At 72.9% G+C, this 24343-nt stretch carries 23 protein-coding genes and 2 pseudogenes; 13 read left to right on the forward strand and 12 right to left on the reverse strand.

Features of this window, described 5'->3' with window-relative positions:
• The first annotated feature begins 21 nt into the window (after positions 1–21).
• The 3 genes from ABIA38_RS17775 (at position 22) to ABIA38_RS17785 (ending at position 2684) form a co-directional block, all read left to right on the forward strand.
• Positions 22–1059 carry a proline racemase family protein gene (locus ABIA38_RS17775; protein ID WP_424639636.1) on the forward strand — a complete coding sequence of 346 codons (1038 nt, stop codon included), beginning with the start codon at positions 22–24 and terminating at the stop codon, positions 1057–1059.
• The gene (locus tag ABIA38_RS17780) at positions 1056–1985 is read left to right on the forward strand and encodes an ornithine cyclodeaminase family protein (protein ID WP_424639637.1); all 930 of its coding nucleotides are present in this window, start codon (positions 1056–1058) and stop codon (positions 1983–1985) included. Before ABIA38_RS17775 ends, ABIA38_RS17780 begins: the two co-directional genes overlap by 4 nt.
• A 240-nt stretch (positions 1986–2225) precedes the next feature.
• The gene (locus tag ABIA38_RS17785) at positions 2226–2684 is read left to right on the forward strand and encodes a nuclear transport factor 2 family protein (RefSeq protein ID WP_424639638.1); all 459 of its coding nucleotides are present in this window, start codon (positions 2226–2228) and stop codon (positions 2682–2684) included.
• Positions 2685–2738: 54 nt separating this feature from the next.
• Here ABIA38_RS17785 and ABIA38_RS17790 read toward each other — a convergent pair whose 3' ends face one another.
• From ABIA38_RS17790 to ABIA38_RS17800, 3 genes are all read right to left on the reverse strand, one after another.
• The gene (locus ABIA38_RS17790) at positions 2739–4178 is read right to left on the reverse strand and encodes a DUF2252 domain-containing protein (RefSeq protein WP_424639639.1); all 1440 of its coding nucleotides are present in this window, start codon (positions 4176–4178) and stop codon (positions 2739–2741) included.
• 272 nt (positions 4179–4450) lie between these two features.
• Positions 4451–5020, reverse strand: a complete 570-nt coding sequence (locus tag ABIA38_RS17795; protein ID WP_424639640.1) for a DUF1772 domain-containing protein — start codon at positions 5018–5020, stop codon at positions 4451–4453.
• Positions 5017–5859, reverse strand: coding sequence for an NAD(P)H-binding protein (locus tag ABIA38_RS17800; protein ID WP_424639641.1), 843 nt, complete (start codon positions 5857–5859; stop codon positions 5017–5019). The genes ABIA38_RS17795 and ABIA38_RS17800 overlap by 4 nt, the downstream gene beginning before the upstream one ends.
• Before the next feature lie 120 nt (positions 5860–5979).
• Between ABIA38_RS17800 and ABIA38_RS17805 the strand changes: the two genes are divergently transcribed.
• Positions 5980–6882, forward strand: coding sequence for a LysR family transcriptional regulator (locus ABIA38_RS17805; RefSeq protein WP_424639642.1), 903 nt, complete (start codon positions 5980–5982; stop codon positions 6880–6882).
• Positions 6883–6914: 32 nt separating this feature from the next.
• On the opposite strand, the gene proS is transcribed toward ABIA38_RS17805, so the two are convergent.
• Complete coding sequence (proS, locus tag ABIA38_RS17810) at positions 6915–8327, reverse strand: proline--tRNA ligase (RefSeq protein ID WP_424639643.1); 1413 nt, start codon at positions 8325–8327, stop codon at positions 6915–6917.
• A gap of 198 nt (positions 8328–8525) precedes the next feature.
• Here proS and ABIA38_RS17815 point away from each other — a divergent pair, with 198 nt between their 5' ends.
• Entirely contained in the window at positions 8526–8771 is a 246-nt protein-coding gene (locus ABIA38_RS17815; protein ID WP_424639644.1) for a hypothetical protein, read from the forward strand.
• A gap of 35 nt (positions 8772–8806) precedes the next feature.
• Here the strand turns inward: ABIA38_RS17815 and ABIA38_RS17820 are convergent, their stop codons facing one another.
• Positions 8807–9724: a universal stress protein gene (locus tag ABIA38_RS17820; RefSeq protein ID WP_424639645.1), complete on the reverse strand. Its 918-nt coding sequence runs from the start codon at positions 9722–9724 to the stop codon at positions 8807–8809.
• Between the two features lie 56 nt (positions 9725–9780).
• Entirely contained in the window at positions 9781–10689 is a 909-nt protein-coding gene (locus tag ABIA38_RS17825; RefSeq protein WP_424639646.1) for a universal stress protein, read from the reverse strand.
• 188 nt (positions 10690–10877) lie between these two features.
• Here ABIA38_RS17825 and ABIA38_RS17830 point away from each other — a divergent pair, with 188 nt between their 5' ends.
• From ABIA38_RS17830 to ABIA38_RS17840, 3 genes and pseudogenes are all read left to right on the forward strand, one after another.
• Positions 10878–13574: a GNAT family N-acetyltransferase gene (locus ABIA38_RS17830; protein ID WP_424639647.1), complete on the forward strand. Its 2697-nt coding sequence runs from the start codon at positions 10878–10880 to the stop codon at positions 13572–13574.
• A 150-nt stretch (positions 13575–13724) separates the two neighbouring features.
• Positions 13725–14035 (forward strand): annotated as a pseudogene (locus tag ABIA38_RS17835) (ArsR/SmtB family transcription factor).
• Positions 14036–14037: 2 nt separating this feature from the next.
• A pseudogene (locus ABIA38_RS17840) lies at positions 14038–14440 on the forward strand (SulP family inorganic anion transporter); the annotation flags it as partial.
• Positions 14441–14634: 194 nt separating this feature from the next.
• On the opposite strand, the gene ABIA38_RS17845 reads toward ABIA38_RS17840, so the two are convergent.
• The 4 genes from ABIA38_RS17845 to ABIA38_RS17860 form a co-directional block, all read right to left on the reverse strand.
• Complete coding sequence (locus tag ABIA38_RS17845; RefSeq protein WP_424639648.1) at positions 14635–15069, reverse strand: pyridoxamine 5'-phosphate oxidase family protein; 435 nt, start codon at positions 15067–15069, stop codon at positions 14635–14637.
• Between the two features lie 11 nt (positions 15070–15080).
• Positions 15081–15932 carry a DUF6544 family protein gene (locus tag ABIA38_RS17850; RefSeq protein WP_424639649.1) on the reverse strand — a complete coding sequence of 284 codons (852 nt, stop codon included), beginning with the start codon at positions 15930–15932 and terminating at the stop codon, positions 15081–15083.
• A gap of 93 nt (positions 15933–16025) precedes the next feature.
• Positions 16026–16673 carry a hypothetical protein gene (locus ABIA38_RS17855; protein ID WP_424639650.1) on the reverse strand — a complete coding sequence of 216 codons (648 nt, stop codon included), beginning with the start codon at positions 16671–16673 and terminating at the stop codon, positions 16026–16028.
• A 322-nt stretch (positions 16674–16995) separates the two neighbouring features.
• Positions 16996–18666, reverse strand: a complete 1671-nt coding sequence (locus ABIA38_RS17860; protein WP_424639755.1) for a GAF domain-containing protein — start codon at positions 18664–18666, stop codon at positions 16996–16998.
• Positions 18667–18945: 279 nt separating this feature from the next.
• Here ABIA38_RS17860 and ABIA38_RS17865 point away from each other — a divergent pair, with 279 nt between their 5' ends.
• From ABIA38_RS17865 to ABIA38_RS17875, 3 genes are read left to right on the forward strand one after another with little or no spacing between them, the layout of a single operon-like run.
• Entirely contained in the window at positions 18946–19464 is a 519-nt protein-coding gene (locus tag ABIA38_RS17865) for a universal stress protein (RefSeq protein WP_424639651.1), read from the forward strand.
• The gene (locus ABIA38_RS17870) at positions 19461–19901 is read left to right on the forward strand and encodes an HPP family protein (protein WP_424639652.1); all 441 of its coding nucleotides are present in this window, start codon (positions 19461–19463) and stop codon (positions 19899–19901) included. The genes ABIA38_RS17865 and ABIA38_RS17870 overlap by 4 nt, the downstream gene beginning before the upstream one ends.
• Before the next feature lie 60 nt (positions 19902–19961).
• Complete coding sequence (locus ABIA38_RS17875) at positions 19962–20624, forward strand: response regulator (protein WP_424639653.1); 663 nt, start codon at positions 19962–19964, stop codon at positions 20622–20624.
• Between the two features lie 86 nt (positions 20625–20710).
• On the opposite strand, the gene ABIA38_RS17880 is transcribed toward ABIA38_RS17875, so the two are convergent.
• Positions 20711–21427: a CBS domain-containing protein gene (locus ABIA38_RS17880; protein WP_424639654.1), complete on the reverse strand. Its 717-nt coding sequence runs from the start codon at positions 21425–21427 to the stop codon at positions 20711–20713.
• A complete protein-coding gene (locus ABIA38_RS17885; RefSeq protein WP_424639655.1) occupies positions 21424–21951 on the reverse strand; it encodes a flavodoxin domain-containing protein in 528 nt (175 codons plus the stop codon). Before ABIA38_RS17885 ends, ABIA38_RS17880 begins: the two co-directional genes overlap by 4 nt.
• A gap of 268 nt (positions 21952–22219) precedes the next feature.
• Between ABIA38_RS17885 and ABIA38_RS17890 the strand changes: the two genes are divergently transcribed.
• Positions 22220–23347 (forward strand): acetate/propionate family kinase, encoded by a 1128-nt coding sequence (locus ABIA38_RS17890; RefSeq protein WP_424639656.1) that lies wholly within the window; start codon positions 22220–22222, stop codon positions 23345–23347.
• A gap of 188 nt (positions 23348–23535) precedes the next feature.
• Positions 23536–24228: a helix-turn-helix domain-containing protein gene (locus ABIA38_RS17895; protein ID WP_424639657.1), complete on the forward strand. Its 693-nt coding sequence runs from the start codon at positions 23536–23538 to the stop codon at positions 24226–24228.
• Positions 24229–24343: the final 115 nt, after the last annotated feature.

Consider the following 24343-nt stretch of genomic DNA (forward strand, 5'->3'; position numbering starts at 1 on the left):
CACTGCCCCGGAGGCATCCCGATGACCAACGACCCGACCACGGTCGTCGAGACCGTCGACTACCACACGGCAGGCGAACCCTTCCGGATCGTGCGCACGGGCCTGCCTCCCATCGCCGGCGACACCGTCGCCGAGCGCCGCGCGATCGCGATCGGCGCGGGCGGCACCGCCACCGCCCCGCGCCGCGGCCCGCTCGACGACATCCGGCGCCTGCTCACCCACGAACCGCGCGGCCACGCCGGGATGTACGGCGGTTTCGTGGTCCCGCCCGACGACGACGAGGCACACCTGGGCGTGCTCTTCTGGCACAAGGACGGCTACTCCACCGCCTGCGGACACGGCACCATCGCGCTCGGCGCCTGGGCCGTGGACTCCGGACTCGTCGCCGCACCCGACGACGGCGTCGCCCGGGTCCGGATCGACGTACCCTCCGGCCGGGTCACCGCCACCGTACGCAGGCAGGCCGGGCGGACCACCGACGTGACCTTCCGCAACGTCCCCACCCGGATCGCCGCGCGCAAGATCGCGGTGTCCACCTCGCGCGGCACCGCGTCCGTCGACATCGCCCACTCCGGCGCCTGCTACGCCTCGGTCGACGCGACCTCGCTCGGCCTGACCGTCACCACCGACCGGCTACCCGAACTCACCACGATCGGGCGGGAGATCCGCGCCGCCCTCGCCGACGAGCCGACCACCCGACACCCCGACGACCCGATGCTCTCCGGCGTCTACGGGGTGATCCTGCACGAGGAACTCCCGGCCGGCGCGAGCGGACCCAACCAGCGCAACGTCACCGTCTTCGCCGACGGCCAGATCGACCGCTCCCCGTGCGGCTCGGGCACCTCGGCCCGCCTCGCCCTGCTGGCCGACAGCGGCCGCCTCGGACCCGACGACGAACTGCGCCACGAGTCGATCACCGGCACCGTCTTCACCGGCCGACTCGCCGGGTACCACCCCCAGGGCGTGATCACCGAGGTCACCGGAACCGCGCACCGAACCGGCGAACACCGATTCCTCCTGCACGCCGACGACACGCTGGGGACGGGATTCCTGCTGTGACGACCCTCGACCCGACGCCGCCCCTCCCGCGACACGTGCCCGTCGCACTGCCCCCGACGGCAGCCGCCGACGCGATCGAGCGGGTGCTGCTCGACGGCCTCGACCCGGAGACCGTGCCGGCGCGCTCGATCGTGCCGGTCCCGGCCGGCGAGCTGCTGCTGATGCCTGCCGCCGGCGCCGACCACGTCGGCGTGAAGATCGCCGGCGTCGCCCCCGCCAACCCGGCGCGCGGCCTGCCCCGGATCACCGGCACCTACCTGCTCCTCGACGGACCGACACTGCGCCCACTGGCCCTGCTCGACGGCGAGGCGCTCACCTCGCTGCGGACCCCGGCGGTCAGCGCGGTCGCCGTACGTCGCCTGGCCGTCCCCGACGCGGCGCATCTGGTGTTGTTCGGCACCGGACCCCAGGCGTACGGGCACCTCGACGCGCTGCTCGCGGCCCGTCCGCTGACCCGGCTCACCGTGGTCGCCCGCCGGCCCGAACCGGCCGAGGCCCTTGCCGCGTACGCCCGTTCGCTCGGCCTCACCGCGACCCTCGGCACCCCGGACGCGGTCGTGGACGCGGACCTCGTGGTGTGTTGCACGACGGCCAGGACCCCGCTGTTCGACGGCGACCTGGTGCCGGACCGGGCCACGGTGGTCGCGGTCGGCTCGCACGAACCGACCGCCCGCGAGGTGGACACCGCCCTGGTACGTCGCTCCGCCGTCTACGTCGAGGCACGGACCACCGCCCACCGCGAGGCCGGCGACCTGCTGATCCCGCTCGCCGAGGGCGCCTTCGCGGACCGCGCGGCACAGACCAACCTCGCGGAACTGGTACGCGACAAGGCGGCCGTGCCCACCGACCGGCCCCGGTTCTTCAAGAGCGTCGGCATGTCGTGGGAGGACCTGGCCGTGGCGGTCGCCGCATACCGGAGCGCCTGACGCCCAGCCCGGGAACAGCGGGAGTCTCCCGGCCGGTTCGTACGCGGCGGCCGGTTGCACGATCAGCGCGTCCAACGGGTCGTCCCCGGTCGGCGGCGCCGCGCCGACGGCCAGTAGCTCACCGCCGACGCGCCGCATTACCGATACGTGACGGATTCGCTCGGCCGGCACGCTCCGTAGTGTGCGGGCACGGCGAATCGGACCGGCCGATTCCCGCACGGAGCACGAAGGACGAGTCGGATGAGCACGAACGAAACCGCGGAGACCACCCGGGAGATCGTCGCCGAGCTGCTGCGCCGGATCGGAGCGGGCGACTTCCGCGCTGTCGCGGAGCTGTATGCCGACGACGCCGACTGGAAGCTGAACTGGCCGCCCACCGAACACGGGCGGGCCGCCACACCGTGGATCCGACACCGCTCCACCCGCGCGGACGCGGCGGACCACTACCGGCTGATCGCCGAACACCATGTGCCCGAACTCGTCGGCACCACGGTCGAGCGTATCCTCGTCGACGGACCGGACGCGGTCATCCTGGGCGAGATCCGGCAGACCGCGCGGGCCACGGGACGCGCCTACACCGCCCGATTCGCCATGCATGTCACCGTCGAACACGGGCTGATCACCCGCCACCACATCTACGAGGACAGCCTGGCGGTGGCAACCGCCTTCGCCGACGGATCCCCCGGGGCGGCCGGCTGAGCGCGACCCGGCCCGCGGCCCGGGCCCCCTCGACGCCGGGTCAGAGCTGCTCGGTCAGAGCTGCTCGGCGGTGACCCGCCCGGTCCGCACCGCCTCCAGCAGCGCGGCGTGGTCGCGTTCGTTCTGGTCGGCGTAGCTCTCGGCGAACGTGGCCACGGCCCGGTCGAACCGATCGCCGCCGCCCAGGTAGGCGGCGACGGCGATCCGGTCGCCGGACCTGGCGTGGGCGCGGGCCAGGGTGGCACCGCACAGTTCGCCGAACACCCGCATCCCCTGCGGCGCCATCAGCGCGGGTTCGGCGACGCCCTTCCAGTCGCGGAGCTGGCGAACGTAGAAGTCCCGTGCGCGGCCGTCGATCCCGTCCACCCGCTCCCAGCCCAGGAGCAGGTCACCGGCGGCCTGCATCAACCGCTGCCCGGCGACGACCCGCTCACCCTGCGTCGCCGTCGAGCCGGCGCCGACGTGTGCGGCCAGGACCGACTCGTCCGCCTCCTTCGCCTGGAGGAACAGGGGATCCTCGCGGTCCCGGCCGAGCAGGAGCAGGATCCAACACCTCGTGCCGACACTGCCGACCCCGACCACCTTGCGGGCGATGTCCACCACCGTGTACTGGTCGAGCAGCCGGCACAGATCGGAGCGCAGCGTACGGCGATACCGCTCGATCAGCTCGCCGAGCCGCCCCGCCAGCGCGTCGCCTCCCCGACCGGAGGAGAGTTCGGCGATCGGCGTGATCAGCGGGGGAGCGGAGATGATCCGGGGCTCCCCGTCGACCGTGCGGGTGAGCTTGCCGAAGGCCTGGAGGCTGTCCCGGGTCCGGGCCTTGGCCAGCGCGCGGGACACCTGCCTGCGGGCCCGCTTGTGCAACTGCCCCGACGCCAGCGCCCGGACCCGGTCCGCGTCGGCCTTGGCGTACCACACGTCGAGATTGCGCATACGGGCGAAGCCGCGCATCGCCTCCCGATAGAACCGCACCGTCGTGCGCACGACGTCGGCCCGCTCCCGGTCGGTGAAGCCGTTCTCGCGCCCGGCGATGACGAGACTGGTCGCCAGCCGTTTCACGTCCCACTCCCACGGGCCGGGCAGCGTCTCGTCGAAGTCGTTGAGGTCGAAGAGCAGCAGCCGCTCGGGCGAGGCCAGCAGCCGGAAGTTCAACATGTGCGCATCGCCGCACACCTGGACCCGAAGGCCCGACGTCGCGGTGCCGGCGAGGTCACCGGCCATGATCGCGGCGGCACCCCGATAGAACCGGAACGGCGACTCGGCCATCCGCCCGTACCGGATCGGCACCAACTCCGGTACGCGTGAGGCCGATTGCCGCTCGATCACGGCCATCGGGTCCGGTCGCCGCTCGGTCGGCGCGTACTCGGCGTGGCTCGACCGCGGCGCCCGGGCCCGCGCGGCCCGGCCGCGCTCGGCCCGCTCCCGGGGCGAAGGGGGCGACGGGGGCGACGGACGGGCGCCGTCGCGGGCGTCGCTGTTCGCGGTCGACGTCATCGCCTGCCTCCGGGGCCGGATCGAACCCGCGGACGCGGGCCGTCCGCACGGTGCTCCCGGTGTCCGGTATCGGCCATCCGGGGGAAGGGCGGCGCACCGCCCCTCCCCAGGAGACGCGGCACGCCGGGTCCGGGCGAGCCGGGTGGATCCAACGAGTGACGCCCGCCGCGCGCATGTACACGACGCCGAGTCGCCCCGCCCGGTCCGCCGCCGACGGCACACCGGGCGGGCCGGTGGGTGGGACCGGAACCGGCCCCACCCACCGGCCCCGCTCAGCGCGAGCCGACCAACCGCGCGCCGGGTGCGGTCGTCGCCGTGACCCGCGCGAGGTCCGGCACACCGTGCCGGTCGCCGCGGCCCGCCAGCACCAGCGCCCAGGCGAAACCGGCGAACGAGGCCATATTGGCCACGGCCCGCGCGATGTTCCACGCGACCCACTTGTCCTCGAACGCCGCCCGGACCGCCGCGAGATCGCTCACGTGGTTCGGGTCACCCGCCGCGGCCAACTTGTCGTTGAGCGGCACGTTGAAGCCCACCGTGATCAGGAACATCGCGGCATAGCCCGCGCACCCGGCGAGCAACCAGCCACGCAGCGCACGATCGGTGCTGCGTCGGTTCTGCCACACCGTGGCCACCGCGCAGCCGAGCCCGCCCATGAAGCAACTCATGAACAGCGGATTGACGATCACCTCGTTGATGTTCTGCATGACCTCGACGAACGCGTGGTCGTCGCTGCGCCGCAGACCCGGCATCACCGAGTAGGCGAACCCGGCGAACAGACCGGCGTTCAGCCCCGAGGTGATCGTGGCCGCCACGAGGGTGGCCATCCGCAGGCGCTTCACGAGGCCTCCGTCGGGTGCCAGATCCCGGTGGCGGCGGTGTTGCGGGCGTACTCGCCGAAGTCGCGCGGCGCCCGGCCGAGGACCTGGCGGACCCCGTCCTCGACGTGCGCGTTGCGCCCGTCGAGCACCGTGGTGAACAGGTAGGTGAGGAACTCGATGTCGCCCTCGGGCAGGCCGGCCGCCTCGAGCGCCTTGGCGTACTCGTCCGCGCCGACGGAGACGAACCCGATGTCGCGTCCGGCCGCCGTCGCGATCTCCGCGACGGCGTCGGCGAAGGTGAGCAGGCGAGGCCCGGTCAGCTCGTAGGTACGCCCGTGGTGCCCCTCCTCGGTGAGCACGGCGACGGCCACCTCGGCGATGTCGTCGGTGTCCACGAAGGGTTCGCCCACGTCGCCGACCGGCAGTACGACCTCGCCCTCCAGGACCGGTCCGACCAGGAAGTTCTCGCTGAAGTTCTGGTCGAACCAACTCGCCCGCAGCACGGTCCACGGGATTCCCGAGTCCGCCACGACACGTTCACACGTCTGCGCCTCCTCCTCGCCGCGCCCGGACAGCAGCACCAGGTGCCGCACGCCCGCGCTGGTCGCGGTCTCGGTGAAGGCCCGGATCGCCGCCGGGGCGCCGGGCACCGCCAGGTCCGGGAAGAAGGACACGTAGACCGCGTCCACGTCCATCAGTGCCGGCGGCCACGTCGCCGGGTTCTCCCAGTCGAACGCCGGGTCGGCCCCCCGCGAGCCCACCCGCACGTCGGCGCCGCGCGCGCGGAGCAGGTCGACGATTCGGCGACCCGTCTTCCCCGTTCCGCCCAGCACCAGGATCTTGCCTGAACTCTCGGTCATGTCACGTCCGTTCGATGAAGCGAAGGTGTGCCTCAACGATCGATCAGCCACCGGTCGGGAACAAGGACGCCTTGATCAACTATCGTTGAGAAGCAGTCAACGATGTGGGCGGGGACCTTCGTGGAACGATACGAGATAGAGGCGTTTCTTACGCTCGCCGAGGAACTGCACTTCGGCCGCGCGGCCGAGCGGCTCGGCGTGACTACCGGCCGGATCAGCCAGATCATCCGCAAACTCGAACGCCGGGTCGGTGCCGCGCTGTTCGACCGGACCAGCCGGTTGGTCGGGCTGACCACCATCGGCACCCAGTTCCACGAGGACCTGCGTCCGGGCTACGAGCAGGTCCGGCACGCGCTGGAGCGCGCGATCATGGCCGCCCGGGGCTTCGAGGGGCCGCTGCGGGTCGGCTTTCTCGGCGCCGCCGCGGGTGGATTCGTGCTGGAGGTGGCCCGCGCCTACCGGGCCGCGCACCCCGCCGGCGAGGTGTTCATCCACGAACTGCAGATCCACAACAGCCTCTCGGACCTGCGCGACCACCACACCGAAATGGTCCTCACCCCCCGTCCGATCCAGGAGTCGGACATGGTCGAGGGCCCGGTGTTGTGGGCCGAACCCCGCTACCTGGCCGTCTCGTCCAGGCACCCGTTCGCGACCCGGGCGCAGGTCACCCAGGAGGACCTGGCCCGAGTGCGGCTGCTGCGCTTTCCCGAGAACGCGCCGGTCTCCTTCGTCGAGGACCGGGTCCCCGGCCACACCGCGCAGGGACGGCCGATCGCGCACGGACCCCGGGTCTCCTCCTTCATGGAGGCGCTGGCGCTGATCGGCGCCAACGAGGGGGCGTTCACGGTCGGTGGCCAGGTGACCCGCTTCTACACCCGCCCCGATGTGGCCTACATCCCGTTCGCCGACGCGCCGACCGTCGATTGGGGCTTCATCTGGCGCGCCTCCCACGAAACCGCCCGGATCCGCGCCTTCAACGACGTGGCCCTCACGTTGCGCCCGGCGCCGACCCGACCCCGCTGAGCAGACACTCGGGATCGGGTCGGCCGCACACATCAGTACGCGCGGGCCACGACCGCGATGTTGCCCGGCTGGTCGTCGCGCTCGGGGACCGAGCCGTCGGCGGCGACCAGGCACCGCACCGACACGCCCCGCTCGGCCAGCCTCGCCTCGCCCTCCGGGCCCAGCGCGGCCCAGGGGATCCGGCCCCAGCCGGTGCGCGCGGCCTCGACGGCCTCGTCGATCGAGGTCACCTCGACGGTCCGGCTCTCCCGACGGGCGCGCGATTGGGCGAGGAGCAGCGCCTGGTCCTCGGTCAGTACGCCGGGCACCAGTTCGGGCAGCGCGGCGATCGCCACCGGATCCTTGCTGCCCGGGATCCGCCGGACCAACACGGCGGTGCCGTCGGCCAGATCGCGCGGCCCGACCTCGATCCGGACCGGCACGCCCTTGAGCTCCCAGTCGACCGCCCGGCGACCGAACGGGACATCGGTGCGGTCGTCCACATGCACCCGAACGCCCGCCGCCGTCAGCCGATCGCCGATCGCACGCACCTCGGCCAGGACCGCGTCATCGCCCTTGACCGCCACCACCACCGCCTGAATCGGCGCCAGGCGCGGCGGGACCCGCAGCCCGTCGTCGTCCCCGTGCATCATCACCAGCGCGCCGACCATCCGGGTCGTGGACCCCCAGGAGGTCTGCCAGACGTACTCCCGCTGCCCCTCCTTCGACAGATACCGGGTGTCGAACGCCTTGGCGAAGTTCTGCCCCAGCTCGTGGCTGGTGCTCATCTGGAGCGCCTTGCCGTCGCCCATCATGCCTTCGAGGGTCAGCGTGTTGATCGCCCCGGCGAACCGCTCCCGCACCGTCTTGCGCCCCGGCACCACATCCATGCCCAGGACGTTCGTCATGAAGTCGGCGTAGACGTCCCGCTGGATGCGCGCGGCATAGTCGCGGGCGTCCGCGTAGGTCGCATGCGCGGTGTGGCCCTCCTGCCACAGGAACTCCGTCGTGCGCAGGAACACGCGCGGGCGCAGCTCCCAGCGCACCACGTTCGCCCACTGGTTGATCAGCAGCGGCAGGTCGCGATAGCTCTGCACCCACTTGGCGAAGTAGTCGTTGACGATCGTCTCGGAGGTCGGGCGGATGACGACGGGCTCCTCCAACTCCTTGCCGCCGCCGTGCGTGACGACGGCCAGCTCGGGGGCGAATCCCTCGACGTGCTCGGCCTCCCGGGTCAGGTAGGACTGCGGGATCATCAGCGGGAAGTAGGCGTTCGAGGCGCCCGCCGCCTTGATCCGGGCGTCCAACTCCTGCTGCATGCGCTCCCACAGGCCGTACCCGTACGGTCGGATGACCATGGTGCCGCGCACCGGACCGTTGTCGGCCAGTTCGGCCTTGTCGACCACGTCCTGGTACCAGCGGGGGAAGTCGTCCGCCCGGGGGGTGAGTACAGCTGCTTTGGCCATGGCCGGCATCGTAGGATGCCGATCCGGCCGAGCACGAATCGATATTCGCCGCTCGACCGGCTCCACCGACCGGACCGGGCGCGCGCCCTGAGGTGCCCTCGTGAAGGCCGCAGGGTGGTGCTCAGGTGGGCCTGTCCCCACCCCAACTCTCCACCTGGGGCCATGGATTGGACCCTCGGCCCGGACCAGAGTGCGGTCATGCCCACTCGACGCGAAGCACTCGCCGCCTCGGCCGCCCTGACCGGCGGCGCCATCCTGTCCGTCACCCCGGCCGCGCCGGCCACGGAGGCCATGGCGGCCGAATCCGGTCCGCGCCCCGGCGGCGCCATCGCCCTCACCGGAGTTCAAGTACCTGCCGGCCTGGATGACCGACTCCTGGCCGAACACCCGGGCGGCCTGACCGCCGGCCGCTCGGCCGCGGTGGGTGGTGGCCGGCGAGGGTGAGTCCCGTGCGGGTCGGCGTCTCGGTCGTTCCGGGATCAGGCGTGGATCGGGACGAGCAGGATCGGGGACTTGGCGTGATGGAGGACGGTGTGGGTGACGCGGCCCAGGTTGGGGCCGAAGCGGCCGGTCTTGCGGTGGGCGGCCAGTACGACCAGGTCGGCGTCGGTGCTCGCGGTGATCAGGGCGTGTGCGGGAGTGTCGAGGATGAGGTCGTCGGTGACGGTGACGTACGGGTACTGGGCGCGCAGGGGCTTGAGGGCGGCGGTCAACGAGGTCTGCGCCGCGCTGCGCCAGTCGTCCATGACCCACGCGGCCGGGGCGTAGCCGATGCCGCCCGCCATCATCGCGGGGTAGCGCCACGCGTGGATCGCGCGCAGGGGGACGTTCCGGGCGTATGCCTGGGCGAACGCGACCTCCAGGGCCGCGGCGCAGTCGTCGGTGGAGACGCCGACCACGACCGGCTTCGGCACGCGGTCGGCGACGGTGTCGTGGTCGGGGTGCACGACCAGCAACGGGCAGCGGGAAGTCGCCGATACCGGCAGGCTGACCGAGCCCATCAGGAGGCCGGCGAAGCCGCCCATGCCTCGACTGCCGACCACCAGCAATGCGGCGCGATCGCTCGCCGCCGCCAATACGTCGACGGCGTCGGCGATTTCGACGGTGGCGAGGACGCGCAGGTCGGGCCGGCGCGTGCGGGCGCGGGTGGCGCCCCGGTCGACGATGGCGTGGGCGTTCTCCCGTAGTTGTTCGGCGAATCGGTCGTCGGCGCTGCCGAATTCGACCCATTCCAGGGCGTGCAGCACCTCCAGGGTGGTGTGTCGGCGCGCGGCTTCGTCGGCGGCCAGGTCCACGGCGCGTTCGGCGCCGGGTGAGCCGTCGAACCCGACGACGACATGGCCCCGGGGCGGAGTCGGCCGACTGGGCGATCCGGCGGGGGGCGTGGCCTGCTTCATGGTGGATTACCTTTCGCATGGTGGTCGGTGGCCGAGGGCCGGCCGGTGGTGCCGGTTCAGTGCCGGTCGGCCGCCTCCTCGCCGTGTGGGGTCGGGACGATCACGAGTGGGCAGCGGGCGTGATGGATCAGTCCGTGGCCGACCGAGCCCAGCAGCAGGCCCGTGAAGCCGCCTCGGCCGCGGGTGCCGACGACCAGGCACAGCGCGTGCTCGGCGGCGTCTCGCAGCACCTTGACCGGATGTCCGACGGCGACCTCGCGACGCACCGGCACATTCGGATACTTCTCGGTCCACCCGGCGAGGGTCTCGGCGAGCCGGAGCCGGCCCTCCTGCATCTCCTCGCCCATCTGCAGCCCGGCCAACAAACCACCGGAGGGCTGCCGGACGGCGACCGCCACGATCGTGGCGCCGCGCCGGGCGGCCTCGTCGAACGCGTACGCCACGGCGGGCTCGCTGTGCGCGGACCCGTCCACGCCGACCACGATCGTGGCGGGGTCGGCGGTGGTGTGCTCGGGTACGCGGACGACGACGACCGGGCACGTCGCGTGCGCGGTGAGCGGTACCGCGATGCCGCCGGTGGTCAACAATTCGGTGGCCGCGGACAGGCGGCGCGAGCCCAGCACGAGCATCGCCGCGTCGCGCGTGTGCTCGCGCAGGACCGGCACGGGTGCGCCGTGGGCCAGGACCGTCTCCGCGGCGAGCCCGGGGTGGCGGCTGGTGGCGAGTTCACGGGCCTCGTCGAGCGCGCGGAGGCCGGCCGAGCGGAAACGATCGCTCCAGGTCTGCCGATGCGGGTTCGGCGCGGTGTCGTGGTCGATCCCGGGGGGCCAGTCGAGGGCGTGCACCAGGCGTAGCGGCAGGCCGCGACGGGCCGCCTCGTCGGCCGCCCACACCACGGCGAGCCGACCCGCGTCGGTGTGCTCGACGCCCACGACGATCGGTGCTGTCTCCTGGTTCGTGGTCACCGTCGGCTCCCTCTCTCCGAGGCCGATCGCCCGTCGGCCCGTGCTTCGAACAATGCTCCGTTCCAGGGGGTCCGGACAGGGCCGTTGGACCCGGGCCGCGGGACCGGTCGGCCCTGCCCGGCCGTGGTGAGCGGCGCGATGCTGGCGGCGAGCGGCGCGGGCGCGCCTCGGTCGAAGGGAACGAGTCGATGAACGAGTTGGGCACACCGCACGAGGTCTGGGCGCTGGCCGCCGACGGCGAGACCGTACTGCTGCGCCGGCCGAACCCCGACGATCGGGATCGGATCCTGGCGATGCATCGCGCGATGTCGACGGAGAATCTGCACCTGCGATTCTTCGGTGCCTCGGACACGTCGGTGCGCGAGACCGCCGAGCGGGTGAGTACGCCCGACCGGGCCGGGTGCGGCGCGCTGCTCGCGCTCACCCACGACGGCGACGAGGTGATCGGCGTCGTCGAGTACAACGGCGAAGCCGGCTCCGGCACGGCCGAACTCGCGTTGGCGGTGGCCGATTCCTGGCACGGCCGCGGGATCGGCACGTTGTTGATCGAGCACGTGGTCGCGATGGCGCGCGCCGACAAGGTACGCACGCTGGTCGCGGACACCTTGGCGTGGAATCGGCCGATGTTGCGGGTCCTGGAGGACCTGGGGCTGCCGATCCGCAACCGGCTCGATGCCGGCGTGCTGACCTGCGTGATCCCGCTGGACGGCGACGACCTTACGACCGAGCGCTACCTGACCGCGCTGGCCCGACGCGAGGCGCTCGCGGACGTGGCCGGCCTGGTGCCGCTGTTCGCACCCCGGTCGGTCGCGGTGGCGGGTGCCGGGCATCGGGCGGATTCGGTCGGCCGGGCCCTGCTGCGCAACCTGAAGGCGGCGCACTACACCGGGTCCCTGGCGGTGCTGCATCCCACCGCGACCGAGGTGGACGGCGTGCCCGCGTTCCCGACGCCGGACCGGTTGCCCCAGGTGCCGGATCTGGTGGTGGTCGCCGTTCCCGCCGGCGCGGTCCCGGATCTGGTCGAGAACTGCGGGCGTGTCGGTGTGCGGGCCCTGGTCGTGGTGACCTCGGGCGGCACGCCCGAGCAGGCCGCGCGCGTGCACGACTCCGTCCGCCGGCACGGGATGCGGATGGTCGGCCCCAACTGCCTGGGCATCGCGCAGACCGATCCCGCGACGGCGCTGAACGCGACCTTCGGCTGGGTCGTCCCCGCGCCGGGCGGTGCGGGCGTCGCGGTGCAGTCCGGCGGGGTGGGGATCGCGTTGATGGAGCAGTTGAACCGGTTGGGGATCGGGGTGTCCACGTTCGCGTCGCTCGGTGACAAGTACGACGTCAGCGGTAACGACATGCTTCAGTGGTGGCAGGCCGACACCCGAACCACGATGGCGATCCTGCACCTGGAATCCTTCGGCAACCCGCGCAAGTTCTCCCGGATCGCGCGCGCCGTCGGCCGCACCAAGCCGGTGCTGACCGTGGACGCCGGGCGCTCCGCCGCCGGACGCCGCGCGGCCGGATCGCACACCGCCGCGGCGGTCACCCCCACGGTGGCGCGCGCGGCGCTGTTCCGCCAGGCCGGGGTGACCGCCGCACAGACCCTGGGCGACCTGGTCGCGATCGCGGCGCTGCTGTACGCCCAGCCGCTGCCCGACGGTGCCGCGGTCGCGGTGATCGGCAACGCGGGCGGCGCCGGCGTGTTGGCCGCGGACGCCTGTGTGGACGCGGGCCTGGTCGTGCCGCGCTTCGGCGCCGACCTCGAGGCCGAACTCCGCGCCCTGCTGCCCGCCGGCGCCGCGTGCGCCAACCCGGTGGACACCACCGCCACCGTCGACGGGGCGACCCTGCGCCGGTGCGTGGACCGGGTGATCGCCGCCGGGCACGTGGACGCCGTGGTGCTGGCCCTGGCCCCGACCGCGCTCGGCGACCCGCTCGGCGACATCCTGGCCGGTCCCGCGGTCCGCAAGCGGCCGGTCCTGGTGATCGCCCCGGAACGCGCCGCCGCCGTCGAACTGTTGCCCGCCGTGGGTGGCAATGTGCCGGTGTACGGCGACGCGCGCACCGCGGCCGTCGCGCTCGCACACGCCCACGAGCGGGCGATGTGGTTGACCCGACCGCGCGGTACGGTACCGGCCCTGCCCGACGTCGATCGTTCCCTGGCCCGCTCGATCGCCGCCGAGTTCCTGCTCCGCGACCCCGAGGGCGGCTGGCTGTCGCCGCGAGAGTGCGCGCGCATGCTGGGCGCGTACGGGATCGAGCCGACCCCCTGGCGGGAGGCGTTCGACGCCGAGGAGGCGGTGGCGATGGCGCGCGAGCTGGCGCCGCTGGGCGCGGAGGGCGCGGTCGTGCTCAAGGCTCATGGTCCGCACCTCGTGCACAAGAGCGACGTGGGCGGGGTGCGCCTGCGGCTGATCGGCGACGACGCGGTGCGTGAGGCGTACACCGATCTCGCCCGGCGAGTAGGCGTGCTGATGGAGCGGGTGATCGTGCAGCCCATGGCGGAATCCGGGGTGGAACTGATCGCCGGGGTGACCCAGGACGAAGTGCTGGGCCCGCTGGTGGTGTTCGGCCTCGGTGGGGTGGCCACCGACGTGCTCGGCGACCACGGCGCCCGGTTGACCCCGCTGACCGATCTGGACGCCCGGTCGTTACTGGTCGGCTCGCGCGGGGCGCCGCTGATCTACGGCCACCGGGGCGCGGTACCCACCGACACCGCCGGGATCGAGGACATCCTGCACCGGTTGTCCAGGCTCGCCGACGACATCCCGCAACTCGTCGAGGCCGACCTGAACCCGCTGATCGCCCGCCCGGACGGGGTCACCGTCGTCGACGCCAGGATCCGCCTGGCGCCTCGGCACGAACACGACCCGTACCTGCGTCGCCTGCGCTGAACCCGGGCCGATCGGGGCGCGTTCGAGGGAGTCGACCGGTCCGAGTCGGCGTGGGCCGGACCGGACCGGCGGCCGGGTCGGCGCGAACCCGCAACCCGCCGGGCGGGTACCGGGCCCTGGGGGCGGGGCGGCCGAGGCCGGCTCTTCGGGATGCTCGGACCCCCCGTCCGGATCCGGGTGTCGGAGTTGTTGCAGGACGGCCCGCTGCCGGTCCGCAGCCGGTCCGCGCCCTGCCGGCCGCCATCGAGGTCGAGCCGTCGAACCTGTCCCGGCAGCTCGCCGTGCTGCGCCGCTTTGGGATCGTCACCTCCAGCCGGGACGGGGCCACCGTCGTCCACCGGCTCGCCGGCGGGGACGTCGCCGACCTGATGCGCGCCGCGCGCCGGATCCTCACCGAGATGCCGGCCGGACGGCAGGAACTCCCGGACGAGCTGCGCGAGGCGGAGGCTGCCGCCTCGTGAGCGTGCGTACCGTGTGGAGGTCCCCCTGGTCGCGGATCCGCGCACTTCTTCCCCGGCGCGCCGATGCGGCGGCGGCGCGCCGCCGGCCGCGCCGGGATCCGATCGCCGGGGCGACCGTGGCGATCGTCGCGTTGCCGCTCGCGCTCGGCTTCGGGATCTCCTCCGGCCTCGGCGCGGCGGCCGGGCTCGCGACGGCGGTGGTCGTGGGGGTCCTGGCGGCGGTGTTCGGCGGGTCGAACCTCCAGGTGTCCGGGCCGACCGGGGCGATGACCGTGGTGCTGGTGCCGATCGTGCACGCGCACGGCGCGCCCGGGGTGCCGGCGGTCGGCTTCCTCGCCGGGCCCCTTGCTCATCGCGTTGGCGCCGGCGAAGGCGGGCGGGTACATGGCCTACGTCCCCGCCCCCGCGGCCCGGCACGCGGTCCGGGACTTCGCCGGCCACCCGCAGGGCGCCGCCCTGGCCATCTCGGCGGCGGTCCGCCGTCGTCCTGAACGACACCGACCACGACGCCGCCGGCCGACCCGCTCCGCCCCGGCGGCCGGTCCTCCCGTCGGAGGGCGGCGGCCGAGGTCGCGGCACGTCGCCTCGGGTGGTGTCCGCTACATCGGGACATCGGGTTCGGCGGGAGTGCGCACGTCGACCGACCGGTGCACGAGCCTGCCGGTGACGAACTCGGAGGTGACCCGGAACCATGCCTGGTCCTCGTCGGCACCTCCGACGTCGGGAAACAGGTGCGTCAGGCGGGCGACGGCGGACGGATCGGCGACGCGGGAGGCGTGGCCGGTGACGGTGCCCGTCCAGCCGGTCCGCGTGGCCGGGTCGATGTGGTCGGCCTGGAAGGCGACCACCGCTTCGTGGGCGGCCTTGGCCAGTGACGAGTCGCTCGGAGCGCGAAACACCACGCACTCCCCGTCGAGGGCGAACGCCACGAGATGTACGGCCGGCAGCGCGCCCTCGGTGACGACGACACGTCCCACCGGTGTGCTCGCCATCAGTTGCAATGTCTCCCGGCGGCCGAGGGGACGTTTCGTCACGGGGTGTTCGCTCATTCCTCCACCCTCGAATTCCGACCGGGTCGGTGACCAGGGCCGAACGGCCCTGTGCTCACGGGCCCGGTGGGACTCTCCGTAGCGGGCGGTCCCGACGATGGCTTCGGCGCAACTCGGTGGAACTCGGCGGTGTCGAAGTCGTAGCGGATGAAGGGTTCGGCATCGTCCCAGCCGGCCCGGATTCCGCTCGGTAGGAGGAACCCGCCGCGCGACACCTCGCCTTCGCAGGTGGCGGTGAAGCGATGTTCGCGGAAGGGACCCCCGTCGGGGTTGCCCCACCGCGGCAGTGAGACCGAGGCCAGGGCGCCGGACGGGGTCACGGTCACCGTCACCTCGTGTGGATGGCCGGCGACGGCGACCCGGGCACGGGCCCGCGTGTCGTCCACCGGTTCCCAGTGCACGTCGCGGTGCGCCGCGAAGGCGGGCAACAGCACGAACTCCCCGGCCAGGCGGCCTGCGGCGCTGCGCGTGACATCCGCCCCCGACGCGCCGACGAAGGGCAACACGCCGAACAGCCGCCAGTGCATCGCGCCACCGTCCGGACCCAGCCGATCGAACCCGTCGATCCGGATCCCGGCCGGCCCGCGCACACGCGCGTCCCAGCGGAACGCGGTGGGCGGGACCAGGATCTGTCGGGATTCGAACCGACACCACCACCGGTGTACCCGAATCAGCCCGTGCGCGCGCAACTCCACCGAGGTCGGGGTGGGCGCGCCGGACGGCACGGTGTGGGCGAGCAGGCGCCGGATCGGCTCGGGCGGTTCGGGCGCGGGATCGCCGATGCCGGCCGGGCGGTCGGCAAACGGTGCGGGGGTGGGTGCCCCGGGCCGCGGGCGTGGTGTGCGCATGGCTTTCGGCTCCTTCCGGTACGGGGTGGTCCGACGCGCAAGGCTCGGCCGGGCCCGTCGGGTGGACGGTGCCCGGCCGAGCCCGACGGCGGGTCAGAGCAGCCAGCGGTGGTCGCGCACGATCGGCAGGCGGGCCCACCGGGCGCCCAGCCCGAGCCGGCCGCCGACCGCGACCGCCGCGAGGGCGATCAACGCGATGGCGTAGATGACGTGGTAGTCGGTGAACGGGTTGGTGGAGGAGGTGGCCGCGCCGGTGTCGAGGTGCTTGGCGGGCGGCCATTCGGCGATCCACATCAGCGCCATCATCGCGGTGCCGGCCAGGGCCGCCATCCGCAGCCCGATACCCAGGATCAGCGCGCCGCCGATGCCGAGCAGGCCGAGCATGAACAGCCAGTCCGCCCAGCCCTCGCCGGCCCAGCCGCGCAGTGTGCCGGCCATCGGGCCGACGTGTACGTGGGAGAGGAAACCCTTGGTCGGGGAGCCGCCGTCGACCCACCCCTTGCCGCTCGCGGTCGCGTAGCCGAGGCCGAACGCCTTGTCCAGGAACGCCCACAGGAACACGAAGCCCAGCAGCACGCGCAGTCCGGCGACGGCGACGTCGGTCGGCCGGACCAGGGCGACGGCCCGGGACGCGGTCACCGTGTCGGGCCCGGCATCGTCGATCGTGGTCCGGGGCGCCGAGGTCCGGTGGCGCGGCAGGTGCAGGCGCGGGGACAGTCGGTGGTCGTGTGACGTTGCCATGTCGATTCCCTCCCTGTGGGCGCCGGGCCCGATTGCCCGACGCTGGGCCGCGAGCGTGGTCTTCGCGGGCCGTGCCGTCAATCTCCCGCGTGCCCGGCGCCCGCCACAGGGTCCACCGGCCCGACTCGGCAGGCCCAACAGCCGGTTGCGGTAGGGACGTTGCCGGGCGAGCTGCGAGCTGCGAGCCGCGAGCGGCTCACGGCAAAGCGGCGGTCTCCCCCGATGGTTCGGGGAAGACCGCCTGTGGCCGGAGCCGGGACGTCGAATCAGCCCACCGGTACGAACAGCACGGGCGCGTGCGCCCGACGGGCCGTCGAGCACGTCAAGCCTGCGGCACGCGCCAGTCCAGGAGCGCGCCACCCTCGGGGCCGGGCCCGAACGAGCAGGTGCCGCCGAGGGATTCGGCCCGCTCTCGCAAGTTCCCCAGACCACTGTCGCGGGTGCGGTTCGCCGGCGGGCCCACGCCGTCGTCGCGGACTCGCACCCGCACGCCCCCGTTGTCGGTCTCCACGTGCACCTCGACCCGGCTCGCGTGCGCGTGGCGGGCGGCATTGGCCAGTGCCTCGCGCAGGACCGCGATCACGTGCGCGGCGATCGGCTCCGGTACCAAGGTGTCCAGCAGCCCGTCGACCCGCAACGTCGGCGCGAAGCCGAGCATTTCGGTGACCGCGTCCACCTCGCGCAGACATCGCGAACGCAGCCCCGGGCCGGTGCTCCGGTCCCGGGCCTTGAGCGAGAAGATGGTCGATCGGATCACCTTGATCGTGTCGTCCAGCGCGTCCACCGCCGATTCGACCCGCTCCAGGGCCTCGGGGTGTTCGATGAAGCGCGTCGCACTCTGCAGCGTCATGCCGGTGGCGAACAGTCGCTGGATGGCCAGGTCGTGCAGGTCACGCGCGATCCGGTCGCGGTCCTGAAACACCGTCAACAGCTCGGCATCGGCGCGCCGTTCGGCGATCTCCAGGGCCAGTGCCGCGTGGTCGGCGAAACCGGTGACCATGCGTACCACCGCGTCCGACAACTGGGGACGGTCCACCCGGTTGGCGATCTGGAGCACACCCCGAATGCGCTCACGGGTACCCAGCGGCAGCAGGAACGCCGAGCCGAGATCGGGCCCCACGGCGCTGGCCACCACCGCGCCCGGATCATGGCTGAGATCGCTGCTGACGATCGTCTCGCCGGAGCTGAACACCTTGCCCATCAAGGTGCTCTCGCCGGACAGGACCAGCCCCCGGACGCGGTCCGCCAGCGGTCCCTCGGCGGCCTCGATCACCAGGTCGTCGGTGCCGGCCACCGGCAGCGCCAGCGTCACCAGATCGGCGTCGGCCATCTCCCGGATGGCCGCGGTGAACGAACGCAGCACGCTCGCCGGGGCATCGCCGGAGAGCAGACTGCGAGTCAGGTCCGAACTCGCGGCCAGCCACCGCTCGCGGCGGCGGACGTCGTCGTACAGGCGCGCGTTGTCGATCGCGACACCGGCCGCCGCCGCGAGGGTGCGCAACACCGCCTCGTCGTCCGCGTCGAAGTCCGCGCCGCCGCGCTTCTCGGTGAGGTAGAGGTTGCCGAAGACGGTGTCGCGAATCCGGATCGGCACCCCCACGAAGGAGTTCATCGGCGGGTGGCCGGCCGGGAAACCGAACGAATCCGGGTGCTCGGCGAGATCGTGCAGCCGCAGGGGGTGCGGATCGCGGATGATCAGCCCGAGGATGCCGCGCCCGGTGGGGAACGGGCCGATCCGCAGGATCGTTTCCGGGTCCATGCCCACCGGCAGGAACCGGGCCAATTGCTCCTCGTCGCCGATCACCCCGAGCGCGCCGTACTCGGCGTCGACCAGGGTCACCGCCGATTCCACGATCCGCTGGAGCACCGTTTCCAGGTCCAGGTCACTGCCCACCGACAGGACGGCCTCCAGCAGTCCACTCACCCGATCCCGGGTCGCACGGACCACCTCCACGTGGGCCTGGAGCTCGTCCAGCAGTTCGTCCAAGCGCATTCGCGGCAGTGCCGGTCGCTCGTCCGACGCCACAAACAACCCCTCCAAAAGATCGGTGATCCGTCGAAACATTCGCGACCCCATCGTGTCAAACCGGGTCGCGCACGTCTCGCCTTCACCCGATGGACACCGGCGCGGTTCCGGTCGCGGGTCGGCGCGACGGACCCTCGCGGGGGCCGAACGGCCCTGACGAAGCCGCCGGAGCAGGGCCGGGAGGCCCTGTGCGGCTTCGCCGTCGGAGCGCAAGGTGAGGTTGTACCTCTCATGGAGGAGGAACCGATGGACACGCGCCCGCCGCCGTCCGGCTCGCCGTACGTCGTGGTCGGGATCGACCCCGACCCTTCGATGAACCGCGAATCCGTTCACTGGGCGGCCCACGAGGCGGCCCTGCGTGGCGCCGCACTGCACCTCGTGTACGCCTGGGAGCCCGGGTCCGCCCACCACGCGCACTACGCGCCGATGCACACCCTCGTCGACCCCACCGTGCAGCGCCGGCGCGCCCGCGAGGCGCTGGAGAAGGCCGAGCAGGCCGCGCACCACGTCCGGCCCGAACTCACCGTGGTCCGCCGGTCGATCGAGGGACCGACCGTACCGGTCCTGCTCGGCGCGGCGGGCGAGGCCGCGCTGCTGGTCCTGGGCAGTCGTCCGCGCCACGTGGACCGGCGCCCGCTCGGACCGGTCACCCGCGAGTGCCTGCGCTGCGCCCGCTGCCCGGTGGTCACGGTGGGCTCCGTGTCCGGCCGCGAAGACCGCCGGTCGACACCGACCGGGACACGCACGACAGGAGTATCGCCATGACCGAGACAACGCGGACCACCACGGAGCCGACCCGTCGGATCCCGACCGTGCGCGAGGTGATGAGCGGCCCGGTGATCTCGGTGACCACCGAGGACACCCTGTGGACGGCGATGGACAGGATGGCCGTCGCCCAACTGCACCACGTCGGCGTGCTCGACGGCACCCGGGCACTCGGCCTGATCAGCGACCGCGACCTCGTCGCCGTATGGGCCCTGGACCCGCTGGGCCTCAAGCAGCACACCGCAGGCTACGCCCTCGTCGGGACCGAGACCACCTTCGTCGCCCCCGACACCGACGTGGTCACGGCCGGCGAGCAACTGCTCGGGCATCGCCGCGACGCCCTGCTCGTCGTCGACGCCGACGGCGGCGCGATCGGAATACTGACGGACCGCGACCTGCTGACGATTCTCCTGGAACTGCATCGCCCGCTACGGTGACGGATACGGGCGCCTTCGACGTCCGACCATGGAGTCATCACCGATCTCCGGAGGAGGGCCGTGTCGACATCGCCCATTCGCGTATTCCTGTTGGACGACCACGAGGTGGTCCGCAGGGGCCTCGCCGATCTGCTCGGGGGCGAACCCGACATCGACATCGTCGGCGAGTCGGGTTCCGCGGCCGAGGCCACGCGGCGGATCCCGGCGCTGCGCCCGGACGTCGCGATTCTGGACGGCCGGCTGCCCGACGGCAGCGGCATCGACGTGTGCCGCGAAGTGCGTTCGCGCTTCCCCGAGATCAACGCGCTGATCCTGACCTCCTACGACGACGAGGACGCGCTGTTCGCGGCGATCATGGCGGGCGCCGCGGGCTATGTGCTCAAGCAGGTGCGCGGGCAGGACCTGATCGCGGCCGTGCGCGCGGTGGCGGCCGGACAATCCCTGCTGGACCCGGCGGTGACCACGCGTGTGCTGGAACGGGTACGCAAGGGGCCCGCCGCCGAGCCGGGTCCGACCGGACTCAGCGAGCGCGAGAAGCAGGTCCTGGAACACATCGCGCAGGGCCAGACGAACCGGGAGATCGCCGAGAGCCTGGGCCTGGCGGAGAAGACCGTCAAGAACTACGTCTCGGCGGTACTGAACAAGCTCGGCCTCGAACGCCGGGTCCAGGCCGCCGTATACGCGACCGAACTGCACCAGGACCACGAGCGACACCGCAACTGAGGCCGGTGGGGCCCGAGGAGCCGACCCCGATACACGCCGACATCGCCCCCGAACCCGACAGCGGGCTCGGGGGCGATGTCGGCGGTTCAGTGAGTGGGACGTCCGGGCGGCATCTCCGCGCGGCGGCCGAGCCTCGGCGAAGGCGCCGGGTGTTCGGCGTCGAACGGGCGGGCGAGATCGTGGGTGACCCGCTCGACGCCGTCGACGGCGGCGCACAGCCGCACCACGATGTCGACAAACGTGGGGTGACCGACCTCGCCGGACAGATGTACGACGGCGTCGCGGACCTCGACCTCGACCGTGCCCGGTGCCAGGCACGGCATGTCGGCCAGGACGTCGTTCTCGATCTCCGCGCGGATGTCCGCGTCCGACCGCAGGAGGGCGCCCAGCAGATCGCCACGACCGACGATGCCCACCAACCGCCCGGACCGGTCCACCACCGGCAGGCGCTCGACGTGGTGGCGGTCCATCAGCCGAGCCGCCGACACGGGGCTCGCCGCGGGTGTCACGGTGACCACGGGAGCCGTCATCAGCCCACGCGCGGTGCGCTCCTCACCGGGCGGGTCCCCGGCGGCGTCCCGATCCGGGCCCGGTCGAATCCGTCGCGTCCGGGTGTGCGCCACACACGCGCGCAGCAGATCGACCTCCGAGACGATGCCGAGCACCCGGTGTCCGTCGTCGACCACAGGCAGCGCGCCGACCTGCCGAGTGTTCAGGAGGCTCGCGATCTCGCGGAACCGGGCGTCGGATCCGACGGTGGCGACATCACGCGTCATGACGTCGCCGATCGTGTTGCGTGTCATGGGATTCCTTCCGGAGCCGGCGCGCCCGTGACCAGCGCGTCCGCGATGGTGTCGGCCCACGCCTCGATCTCGGCCCAGTCGCGGAAGTCCCCGTAGCGGCCTCGCGCCAGTCGGAAGAACAGGCGTCCGGAGCGGGGGAGATCACTTCGGGCGAGGGCGCCCGCGAAGCGGTGGTAGTTCCGTACCTGCGCGACGGCCGAGAGCGCCGTGACGCTCTCGGGGGTGCCGGCGTGGCGCTCGAAGCCGCCGCCGATCGCCCGGGCGAGGCCGACGTCGAACAGCCAGACCGGACGATCCCCGAACTCGGCGCGGCGCTCGTCGGCGAACGCGACGGCGGCCGGCAACCAGGAGCCGCCGTGGATCGCACTGCCCAGGACACAGGCATCGAATCCCGACAGGTCCTCGACCCCGGACACGGGTTCGACCCGCACGGACAGACCGTGCCCGCGCAGGCGGTCGCCGATCCGGTGGGCCACACCCCGCGTACTGCCGTGCGCGCTCGCGTACGTGACGAGGATGTTCACGGTGTCACCTCCCCAGTGGACACCTTCAGCGTGCGACCGCCACCGACGGTCGGTCAGGGCCGCGCAGCCCGGATATCAGGGCCGTTCGGCCCGGGTGCGCGGGCATGGGGTGCGGTGTCCTGGGAACCGTATCGATCCATGGACCCTCAGGAGGCCGTCGTCGTGTTCCCCGTCGAACCCCACCCCCGGACGACTCCCGCATCCGCACGCCGTGGCCGCGTCGGTGCCCGCGCGAAGTCGTGCCCGGCCTTCGCGGCGGCGGTGCGCGATGCGCGCTGACCCGAACCGCGGGCCGAAGGCCGGCGCCGGCCGGGTCCTGGTCGTCAACGCCGGATCCTCCAGCCTGAAGCTGTCGGTGGTCGAGCCGGACGACTCCATCGCGTGCACCGCGAACCTGGGCTGCGCCGACACGATTCCACCCGAGGCGATCGCCGAGTTCGTCCGGGTCGCCGGGCCGGTCCACGCGGTCGGGCATCGTGTCGTGCACGGCGGCGCCGACTTTGCCGGCCCGGCCCGACTCGACCCCGACGTGTACGCGCGGATCGCCGCGCTGCGCCCCCTCGCCCCCCTGCACCAGGGCCGGGCGCTCGCCGGCATCGACGTGGTCCACGAGCTGTATCCCGAACTGCCGGCGGTCGTCTGCTTCGACACCGCCTTCCACCGCACCCTCCCGGCCGTGGCGAGCACCTACGCGCTGCCCGAGGCGTGGCGCGCCGAGTGGGGTTTGCGGCGCTATGGCTTCCACGGCCTCTCGCACGCGTACACGTCGGCGCGGGCGAGCGAACTGACCGGCCTGGACCCGGCGTCGGCGCGGGTGGTCAGCTGCCATCTGGGCGCGGGAGCGTCGTTGGCCGCCGTAACGGGCGGGGTCTGTGTCGACACCACGATGGGCTTCACCCCCACGGAGGGCCTGGTGATGGCCACCCGCGCCGGCGACCTGGACCCGGGCATGCTCGTCTGGCTGCTCCGCAACGGTGTCGAACTCGACGACCTGGCAAAGGTATTGGAGTACGGGGCCGGGCTGAGCGCGCTGGCCGGGCACGGCGGCGACATGCGCGCGATCCGGGCCGACGCCGACGCGGGCGACCCGCGTGCTCGACTGGCGCGCGGGATCTACGCCTACCGGGTGCGCACCAGGATCGCCGCCATGGCCGCCGCGATGGGTGGCCTGGACGTGCTGGCCTTCACCGGCGGGGTGGGCGAGCACGACGACACCCTGCGCGCCGAGGTGGTCGCCGAACTGGGGTTCCTGGGAGTGCGGTTGGACCCCGAAGCCAACGCACGGGCCCGAGCCGACGCCGAGATCGGGGCGCGGGCCGCGCCGGCGCGCACCGTGGTCGTCACCGCCGGCGAGGATGTGTGGATCGCGCGCGAAACCCGCGCGACGGCGGGCTGAATCCCGGTTCGCCACTTGGGGTGTGCCACCCGGAGCGGGTCGGCGCGCGGGGGCGGAAGCACGGTGTGCGGTTCCGACGAGCCAATCCCCGATTCCTACCCCGACAGGTCGAACGGCCCTGTCGAACCTCGGCCCGTGCCGGGACCGTCGGTGGGACTACGCCCCTGCTACCGACGGAGGCAACACCCATGCACGACGAGACGGCGGGCACACACCGCCCCGACCACCTCGCCCTGGCGATCGGCGTGCGCACGCGGCGGCGCGGGCTCGGGCTCACGGTGCGGCAACTCGCGCGCCGCACGGACCTGTCCGTGACCTGGCTCGAACACCTGGAGGAGGGCTCCGCGTCGGTCTCGCGCGCGGCGCTCGCGAGCGTGGCCGGCGCCTTGGGCACCAGTGCCGAACGTTTGGCAAGCGACACCGTGGAGATGCCGCCGACGCCGGTACCGACACCCGCCGCCATGTCCGCGCCGGACACCCGGGAACTGATCGTGATGACGGAGGAGGAGTGCCGTGCCCGACTGTTCCTGCACGATGTGGGGCGCGTCGTCCCGGCCATGGCCCGAGAGCCGTTCGTGCTGCCGGTCGACTACGTGATGGACGGCACGGACGTGGTCTTTCGCAGTCCGGCGGGCTCCCGGCCGGCCGGACTGGTCGGCCGGGTGGCCTTCGAGGTGGACGACCTGCTCCGGGTGGCCCGACTGGGCTGGAGCGTGCTGGTGATCGGCGACGCCGAACACGTCACCGATCCGGCCGAGACGGCCCGGTTCGCCGCGGCCGGCGCTCGCACCTGGTCCGCCGGCGGCCGCGAGGTCTGGACCCGAATCCACGCGAGCCACATCACCGGCCGCCGATTGCGGCCGCGGCCGGCGGACGACTGAACCGACGCGCGCCGGCCCAACCGGCTCCCGCCGCCGGGCCGTTGGACCCTGTCCGACTCGGCGGCGGGAGACGAGCGTCGGAGGTGAACGGACCGGATCGATCGAGCCGACCGAA

This window comes from Embleya sp. AB8 (assembly GCF_049739465.1).
In the GTDB taxonomy this organism is placed as follows: Bacteria; Actinomycetota; Actinomycetes; order Streptomycetales; family Streptomycetaceae; genus Embleya.

Coding starts and splice junctions, on each gene's coding strand:
- ABIA38_RS17880 (WP_424639654.1), bottom strand. CDS start 21,427: ATGACACGCAACACGATCGGCGACGTCATGACGCGTGATGTCGCCACC.
- ABIA38_RS17870 (WP_424639652.1), top strand. CDS start 19,461: ATGACCGAGACAACGCGGACCACCACGGAGCCGACCCGTCGGATCCCG.
- ABIA38_RS17820 (WP_424639645.1), bottom strand. CDS start 9,724: ATGAAGCAGGCCACGCCCCCCGCCGGATCGCCCAGTCGGCCGACTCCG.
- ABIA38_RS17890 (WP_424639656.1), top strand. CDS start 22,220: ATGCGCGCTGACCCGAACCGCGGGCCGAAGGCCGGCGCCGGCCGGGTC.
- proS (WP_424639643.1), bottom strand. CDS start 8,327: ATGGCCAAAGCAGCTGTACTCACCCCCCGGGCGGACGACTTCCCCCGC.
- ABIA38_RS17895 (WP_424639657.1), top strand. CDS start 23,536: ATGCACGACGAGACGGCGGGCACACACCGCCCCGACCACCTCGCCCTG.
- ABIA38_RS17860 (WP_424639755.1), bottom strand. CDS start 18,666: ATGCGCTTGGACGAACTGCTGGACGAGCTCCAGGCCCACGTGGAGGTG.
- ABIA38_RS17855 (WP_424639650.1), bottom strand. CDS start 16,673: ATGGCAACGTCACACGACCACCGACTGTCCCCGCGCCTGCACCTGCCG.
- ABIA38_RS17850 (WP_424639649.1), bottom strand. CDS start 15,932: ATGCGCACACCACGCCCGCGGCCCGGGGCACCCACCCCCGCACCGTTT.
- ABIA38_RS17815 (WP_424639644.1), top strand. CDS start 8,526: ATGCCCACTCGACGCGAAGCACTCGCCGCCTCGGCCGCCCTGACCGGC.
- ABIA38_RS17800 (WP_424639641.1), bottom strand. CDS start 5,859: ATGACCGAGAGTTCAGGCAAGATCCTGGTGCTGGGCGGAACGGGGAAG.
- ABIA38_RS17775 (WP_424639636.1), top strand. CDS start 22: ATGACCAACGACCCGACCACGGTCGTCGAGACCGTCGACTACCACACG.
- ABIA38_RS17785 (WP_424639638.1), top strand. CDS start 2,226: ATGAGCACGAACGAAACCGCGGAGACCACCCGGGAGATCGTCGCCGAG.
- ABIA38_RS17790 (WP_424639639.1), bottom strand. CDS start 4,178: ATGACGTCGACCGCGAACAGCGACGCCCGCGACGGCGCCCGTCCGTCG.
- ABIA38_RS17865 (WP_424639651.1), top strand. CDS start 18,946: ATGGACACGCGCCCGCCGCCGTCCGGCTCGCCGTACGTCGTGGTCGGG.
- ABIA38_RS17830 (WP_424639647.1), top strand. CDS start 10,878: ATGAACGAGTTGGGCACACCGCACGAGGTCTGGGCGCTGGCCGCCGAC.